The organism is Stenotrophomonas sp. 3diitr2024 (assembly GCF_042136455.1).
Taxonomy (GTDB): Bacteria; Pseudomonadota; Gammaproteobacteria; order Xanthomonadales; family Xanthomonadaceae; genus Stenotrophomonas; species Stenotrophomonas sepilia.
The window spans coordinates 1-6,085 of the sequence record NZ_JBHHMJ010000640.1 but is presented as its reverse complement, the minus strand read 5'-3'; the positions used below and the strand labels follow the sequence as shown (position 1 = coordinate 6,085).

General features: G+C 67.7%; 6 protein-coding genes. All 6 read right to left on the bottom strand.

The genetic code is table 11. The features are described 5' to 3' along the window. Window positions 1-11: 11 nt before the first annotated feature. On the bottom strand, window positions 12-1,694 hold the full coding sequence (gene ubiB, locus ABGA94_RS16635; RefSeq protein WP_053499129.1) for a 2-polyprenylphenol 6-hydroxylase: 1,683 nt from the start codon (window positions 1,692-1,694) through the stop codon (window positions 12-14). A gap of 34 nt (window positions 1,695-1,728) precedes the next feature. Next, on the bottom strand, window positions 1,729-2,223 hold the full coding sequence (locus tag ABGA94_RS16630; RefSeq protein ID WP_005416043.1) for a CinA family protein: 495 nt from the start codon (window positions 2,221-2,223) through the stop codon (window positions 1,729-1,731). 125 nt (window positions 2,224-2,348) lie between these two features. After that, complete coding sequence (hflX, locus tag ABGA94_RS16625) at window positions 2,349-3,659, bottom strand: ribosome rescue GTPase HflX (protein WP_005416042.1); 1,311 nt, start codon at window positions 3,657-3,659, stop codon at window positions 2,349-2,351. A gap of 14 nt (window positions 3,660-3,673) precedes the next feature. After that, entirely contained in the window at window positions 3,674-3,949 is a 276-nt protein-coding gene (gene hfq, locus ABGA94_RS16620) for an RNA chaperone Hfq (protein ID WP_004152891.1), read from the bottom strand. A 96-nt stretch (window positions 3,950-4,045) separates the two neighbouring features. Beyond that, window positions 4,046-4,999, bottom strand: coding sequence for a tRNA (adenosine(37)-N6)-dimethylallyltransferase MiaA (gene miaA, locus ABGA94_RS16615; RefSeq protein WP_197598904.1), 954 nt, complete (start codon window positions 4,997-4,999; stop codon window positions 4,046-4,048). Continuing rightward, window positions 4,999-5,895 carry a dihydropteroate synthase gene (gene folP / locus ABGA94_RS16610; protein WP_111128159.1) on the bottom strand — a complete coding sequence of 299 codons (897 nt, stop codon included), beginning with the start codon at window positions 5,893-5,895 and terminating at the stop codon, window positions 4,999-5,001. The genes miaA and folP overlap by 1 nt, the downstream gene beginning before the upstream one ends. Window positions 5,896-6,085: the final 190 nt, after the last annotated feature.

Genomic DNA, 6,085 nt, shown 5'->3' with positions numbered 1-6,085 from the left:
CGGCAAGCACACTATGTGTGCTTGCCGCTCCTCCATATGGAGAACAGGATCCACACGCCGCAGAAGCCGGCGCCGATGAAACCGCACACGCCAAGTGCCAGCAGCCAGCGACTGGAGACCCCGCCAACGCTGTGCATCACGATCGAGGACCCGATGATCAGCGCGGCGGTGACGATACCCATCACCAGCCGGTTCGCTGCCCGATTCACCTGTTCGCCAAAGCCCTGCAGCGCAGTGGTTTCCACCTTCAGCTGGAGGCGGCCGCGGCGTGCCGCCTGGACCAGCTTGCGCAGGTCGCGCGGCAGTTCCCCGGCGAAGTCGACCAGGCCCAGCAGGCTGCGTCGGCCACGCTTGAGCAGCGCCTTGGGCGCATAGCGCTGCAGCACCACCCGTTCCAGGAACGGGCGCGCGGCACTGGCCATGTCGAAATCCGGGTCCAGCTGGCGACCCATGCCTTCCAGGGTCAGGAAGGCCTTGATCATCAGCGCCAGATCGGCCGGCAGGGTCAGGCTGTAGCTGCGCAGCAGCTGGGTGATATCGCCCAGCATCAGGCCGATGCGCAGGTCCTTCAGCGGCACGCCGCGATACTGGTCGACGAACTGGCTGATGTCGTGCTGCAGGCGGTTCTCGTCCACTTCCACGCCGCCGGCCCAGTCCAGCAGCACATCGGCCACGCTCTGCGGGTCCTGCTCGACCAGCCCGTGCAGCAGCTGCGCGACCTGGAAGCGGCGCACTTCGGACAACGCGCCGACCATGCCGAAGTCAATCACGCCGATGCGGCCGTCACGCAGGTAGAAGATGTTGCCGGGGTGCGGGTCGGCGTGGAAGCAGCCGTCCTCCAGCACCATCTTGAGCACGATGCCGGCACCGCGCCGAGCCAGTTCGCGCCGGTCCAGGCCCGCCGCATCGACGCCGGCCAGGTCACGCCCGGGAATGCCGTCGACGAAGTCCTGCACATTCAGGCTTTCACAGGTCCACTGCCAGTGCACGCTGGGGATCAGGATGTCGTCACGGCCGTTGAAGTTGCGTGCGATGCGTTCGGCGTTGCGGCATTCGGCGGCGAAATCCAGCTCGCGTCGCAGCGACACGGTGAACTGCTGCACGACCTCGGCCGGACGATAGCGGCGCAGGTCCGGCAGCCGCGCCTCGACGATTTCGGCCAGGCGCGCCAGCAACCGCAGGTCGGCCTCGACCACGTCGCGGATACCCGGGCGCCGTACCTTCAGCACCACCTCGCGGCCGTCATGCAGGCGCGCGCGATGGGCCTGCGCCAGCGAGGCGGCGGCCATCGGGATTTCATCGAGGAAGGCGAACACGTCTGCAGGCGAGGCGCCCAGGTCGGCCTCCAGCTGCTCGCGGATATCGGCGTACGGCAGCGCGGGCACCGCGTTCTGCAGCTCGGACAGTTCAGCGATCCATTCCGGCGGCAGCAGGTCGACGCGCGTCGCCAGCACCTGACCGAGCTTGACGAAGGTCGGGCCGAGATCCTGCATCGCGCTGCGTACGCGCACCGGCGCGGTCATCCGCAGCAGTTCCTGGCGATCCTCGTTCCAGTGCAGCAGGCGCCCAGCGCGCTCCAGCGTGGTGGCCAGGCCGATGCGCCGCACCACGTCACCGAAACCATAGCGGATCAGGACAACCGCAATTTCCTGCAGTCGGCCCAGGTCACGGACCGTGCCCAGCGTTTCCCACATCATGCGTGCTCCGGACGATTACCGGAGCAGCATGTCACAGCTGGGCGTCGATGCCGCGCAATGCCGCCGCCACGGTTTGCCGGCGGATGGCTTCGCGGTCGCCCTCGAACTGGAACAGCTCGGCGCGGGCGTAGCCGCCGCGCCGCTTCCAGCCGATCCAGACGCTGCCGACCGGCTTGCCAGGGCTGCCGCCGCCGGGACCGGCGATGCCGGTCACTGCCACCGCGATGCCGGCCCCCGAGTTGACCAGCGCACCGGAAACCATTTCCAGCACGGTTTCGCGGCTGACTGCGCCAAACTGCTCCAGCGTCTGTGCGCGCACGCCGAGCAGGCGCTGCTTGGCTTCGTAGCTGTAGACCACCATGCCGCAGTCGAAGAATGCCGACGAACCTGCGATGTCGGTCATGCACTTTGCAATCCAGCCACCACTGCAGCTTTCAGCGGTCACCAGCTGCAGCGAGGCCTGCTCGAGGCGCTGCCCAAGCGCGGCGGACTGGATATTGAGTTCAGCGTCGGTGGGGATGGACATCGGCATGACGGTGGGGTGAAGAACCTGCACGTTGTACCGCAGATGACAGGCAGATGTCGCGCCCATCCGGGACGGTTGCGCTGCCGGCCGGCGGCCGGCACTCGCCGGCCCTGCCAGGTGCTACCTCACCACTCCGGCAGTTTCTCCGGCAGCAGCGCCCGGATCGGTGCGCCGTCGGCACTGGCGGCCAGCTTCTCGGCTTCGGCAATCGGCAAGTCGACATGCAGCAGCCAGCCTTCCTCATCAGCCTGCTCGCTGCGGATCACTTCCAGCTGGTGCAGGCGCGCGCGCAGGCGGCCGGCATCCGGCGGCAGGCGCAGTTCGCCGGTGACATGCTGCAGGCCCAGGCGCTTGCCCAGCACCGCCTGCAGCAGCTCCAGCCCCCGCCCGTCACGCGCGGAAATCCACACCCGCTCACGACGCGACTCATCCGGGATACCGTCCTGGCCATCGTGGCGCACGTCGGCACCGTCGATGCGGTCGATCTTGTTGAACACCAGCAATTGCGGCAGGTCACCGGCACCGACTGCGGTCAGCACCTCGTCGACCTGGGCGATGCGCTCCTCGCGGTGCGGATCGGCAGCGTCGACCACATGCAGCAGGAAGTCGGCCTCGCGCGCCTCGGACAGGGTCGAGCGGAACGCCGCGACCAGATCATGCGGCAGATCGCGGACGAAACCGACGGTATCGGCCAGCACCACGTTGCCCCCCGGCACCGCGATGCGGCGCACGGTCGGATCCAGCGTTGCGAACAGCTGGTCGGCGGCATAGGCCTCAGCGCCGGTCATGGCGTTGAACAGGGTCGACTTGCCGGCGTTGGTGTAGCCCACGAGGGCAACGCGCGGCAGCTCGCTGCGCACACGCGCACGGCGCATCTGGGTGCGCTGCACTTCGACCTTTTCCAGGCGCTTCTGCAGCTGCTCCACCCGCTTCTGCAGCAGACGGCGGTCAGTTTCCAGCTGGGTTTCACCCGGTCCGCGCAGGCCGATCGAACCGCCGCGCTGGCGCTCCAGATGGGTCCAGCCGCGCACCAGCCGCGTAGCCAGGTGGCGCAGCTGTGCCAGTTCGACCTGCAGCTTGCCTTCGTGGCTGTGCGCACGCTGGGCGAAGATGTCCAGGATCAGGCCGGTGCGGTCGATCACCCGGCGCTCGAGGAAACGTTCCAGGTTGCGTTCCTGGCCCGGGCTCAATGCATGATTGACCAGGATCAGGTCGGCCCCGCTGGCGTCGGCCGCAGCCTTGATCTCGTCCAGCTTGCCGCTGCCGATCAGGGTCGACGGATTCGGACGGTCCAGGCGCGCAGTGATCGTCGCGGCGATGCTGGCCCCGGCCGAGCGGGCCAGATCACCGAATTCTTCGAGCACATCGTCTTCCAGCTTGCCGAAATGGGGCTGGATCAACAGGGCGTGTTCACCCTTTTTCGAGCGGTCAAACATTCACCGCTCCGGTATTACTCGTCTGCTTCATCACCTGCCTGACCGCCTTCACCCGACTGCACGTAACCACCGCCCGGACCGACCTTCACGTTGCGTGCCGGAACGACGGTGGAAATGGCGTGCTTGTAGACCATCTGACTGACCGTGTTGCGCAGCAGGACCACGAACTGGTCGAACGACTCGATCGTGCCCTGCAGCTTGATGCCGTTCACCAGGTACACCGAAACCGGCACGCGTTCGCGCCGCAGTGCGTTCAAGAAAGGATCCTGCAGCGATTGCCCCTTGGACATTGCACACTCCTGATTATTGTTCTTATTGGGTTGCCGACGGTTGCCGCGGCCCCCGAGCCGCCCGCCGACCGATGATGTTACACGGCTGGCGGGGATTCAGCGTGCGACGAAGGTCGACACCGCGCTGGCCAGGCGCTCCCCATCAACATGGGGGTCGAACCAGCGCGCATCAAGCTCGCCGCGCAGCCAGGTCAGCTGGCGCTTGGCCAGTTGCCGGGTGGCGAAGATCGCCTTGTCACGGAAACGGGCGGCATCACCCTCCCCGTCCAGGTACTCCCAGGCCTGCCGATAGCCGACCGCACGCACTGCCGGCAGGTCCAGGGGCGCCTCCACGGCTGCCATTTCCGGCATCGCGCGCAATGCCCGCACCTCGTCGAGGAACCCCTGCCCCAGCATGGCGTCGAAGCGCGCCTCGATGCGCTGGTGCAGAACCGCACGGTCGCGTGGAGCGAGGATCAGCTTGAGGGTGCGCACCGGCAATGGCGCTACGCCCGGCCGGCGCTGCCATTCAGTAATGGGGATACCGGTCAGGCGATAGACCTCCAGCGCCCGCTGGATGCGTTGCGGATCGGTCGCATGGATGCGTGCGGCGGCGGCCGGGTCGACCTTGGTCAGCTCGGCGTGCAGTGCCGCCCAGCCACGCTCGGCCGCCTCGGCGCTGAGCGCTTCGCGCATTGCCGGGTCGGCCTCCGGCATCGGCGACAGGCCCTGCAGTAGCGCCCGGAAGTACAGGCCAGTGCCACCGGCCAGGATCGGCGTCCTGCCACGCGCCACGATGTCGGCCACGACTCGCCCGGCATCGGCGGCGAACTCGGCCGCCGAGTAGGTCTGCCAGGGGTCACGCAGGTCCAGCAGATGGTGCGGCGCCTGCGCGCGCTCCGTCGCATCGGGCTTGGCCGAACCGATGTCCAGGTGGCGGTACACCAGTGCCGAGTCGACGCTGACGATTTCCCCATCCAGCTGCCGTGCCAGGGCGATCGCAGTGGCGGTCTTGCCACTGGCGGTCGGCCCCATCACGGCGATCGCCAGTGGCCGCCGATCGATACCCATCAGTCTTCGTCCGGCCAGCGGATCGTCGGCGCAGCGTCGGCGCGCGGCGTCGGTACGGCTTGCACCGCCTGCCAGATCTTCAGCGCATCAACTGTGGCCGCCACGTCATGCACGCGTACGATGCGCGCGCCACGCTGGACCGCGATCAGGTGCGCGGCCACCGAGGCCGCTACCCGCTCGGACGGCGTATCGCGACCTGTCAGTTCACCGAGACTGCGCTTGCGCGACAGGCCGGCCAGCATCGGCACGCCCAGTTCCAGAAAGCGCTCCGAACGCGCCAGCAGGGTCATGTTGTGGCCGGTGGTCTTGCCGAAGCCGAAACCGAGGTCGATCAGCAGGTTCTTCTTCGCGATGCCTGCCATCTCGGCAGCGAACAGGCGCTGCACCAGGAAGCCGTGCACCTCGCCGACCACATCGTCGTAGTGCGGATCGGCCTGCATGTGGCCCGGTTCGCCCTGCATGTGCATCAGCACCACCGGCACGCCGGTTTCCGCAGCGGCCTCGAGCGCACCCTCCTGACGCAGGCCGAAGATGTCGTTGATCATGCCGGCGCCAGCGGCCACGGCCGCGCGCATCACTTCCGGCTTGAAGGTGTCGATGCTGATCGGCACATGGGTCCGGGCCGCCAGCTGCTCGATCACCGGAATCACCCGGCCCAGCTCCTCCTCGACCGATACCGGCGTGGCGCCCGGGCGGGTCGATTCGCCGCCGATATCGAGAAGGTCCGCGCCCTCCTCGACCAGCTTCAGGCCATGAGCGATTGCGGCCTCGGTGGTGTCGTGCGCGCCGCCATCGGAAAACGAGTCCGGGGTGACGTTGACGATGCCCATGACCTGGGCACGGTCGAGGCGCAGGATGCGGCCGGCGCAATCGAGCTGGGACGAGGTATCGAACATCGGTAATCCTGCTGGAACAACGGCGGGTAGTTTAGTTCGGCAGGGCGGCGCCCTGCACCCGCCGAGGCAACGGCCACAGCAAAAGCCCAAGCAACAGCAGAAGCTGGTTTCCTGAGGGTAGGCGGGGTGGGTCCGGCTGCGGGAGACGCCGTGAACCCGTCCATGGGGGCTTGGCCGCGGCATCCATGCC

Coding starts and splice junctions, on each gene's coding strand:
- miaA (WP_197598904.1), bottom strand. CDS start 4,999: ATGGGTATCGATCGGCGGCCACTGGCGATCGCCGTGATGGGGCCGACC.
- ubiB (WP_053499129.1), bottom strand. CDS start 1,694: ATGTGGGAAACGCTGGGCACGGTCCGTGACCTGGGCCGACTGCAGGAA.
- ABGA94_RS16630 (WP_005416043.1), bottom strand. CDS start 2,223: ATGTCCATCCCCACCGACGCTGAACTCAATATCCAGTCCGCCGCGCTT.
- hflX (WP_005416042.1), bottom strand. CDS start 3,659: ATGTTTGACCGCTCGAAAAAGGGTGAACACGCCCTGTTGATCCAGCCC.
- hfq (WP_004152891.1), bottom strand. CDS start 3,949: ATGTCCAAGGGGCAATCGCTGCAGGATCCTTTCTTGAACGCACTGCGG.
- folP (WP_111128159.1), bottom strand. CDS start 5,895: ATGTTCGATACCTCGTCCCAGCTCGATTGCGCCGGCCGCATCCTGCGC.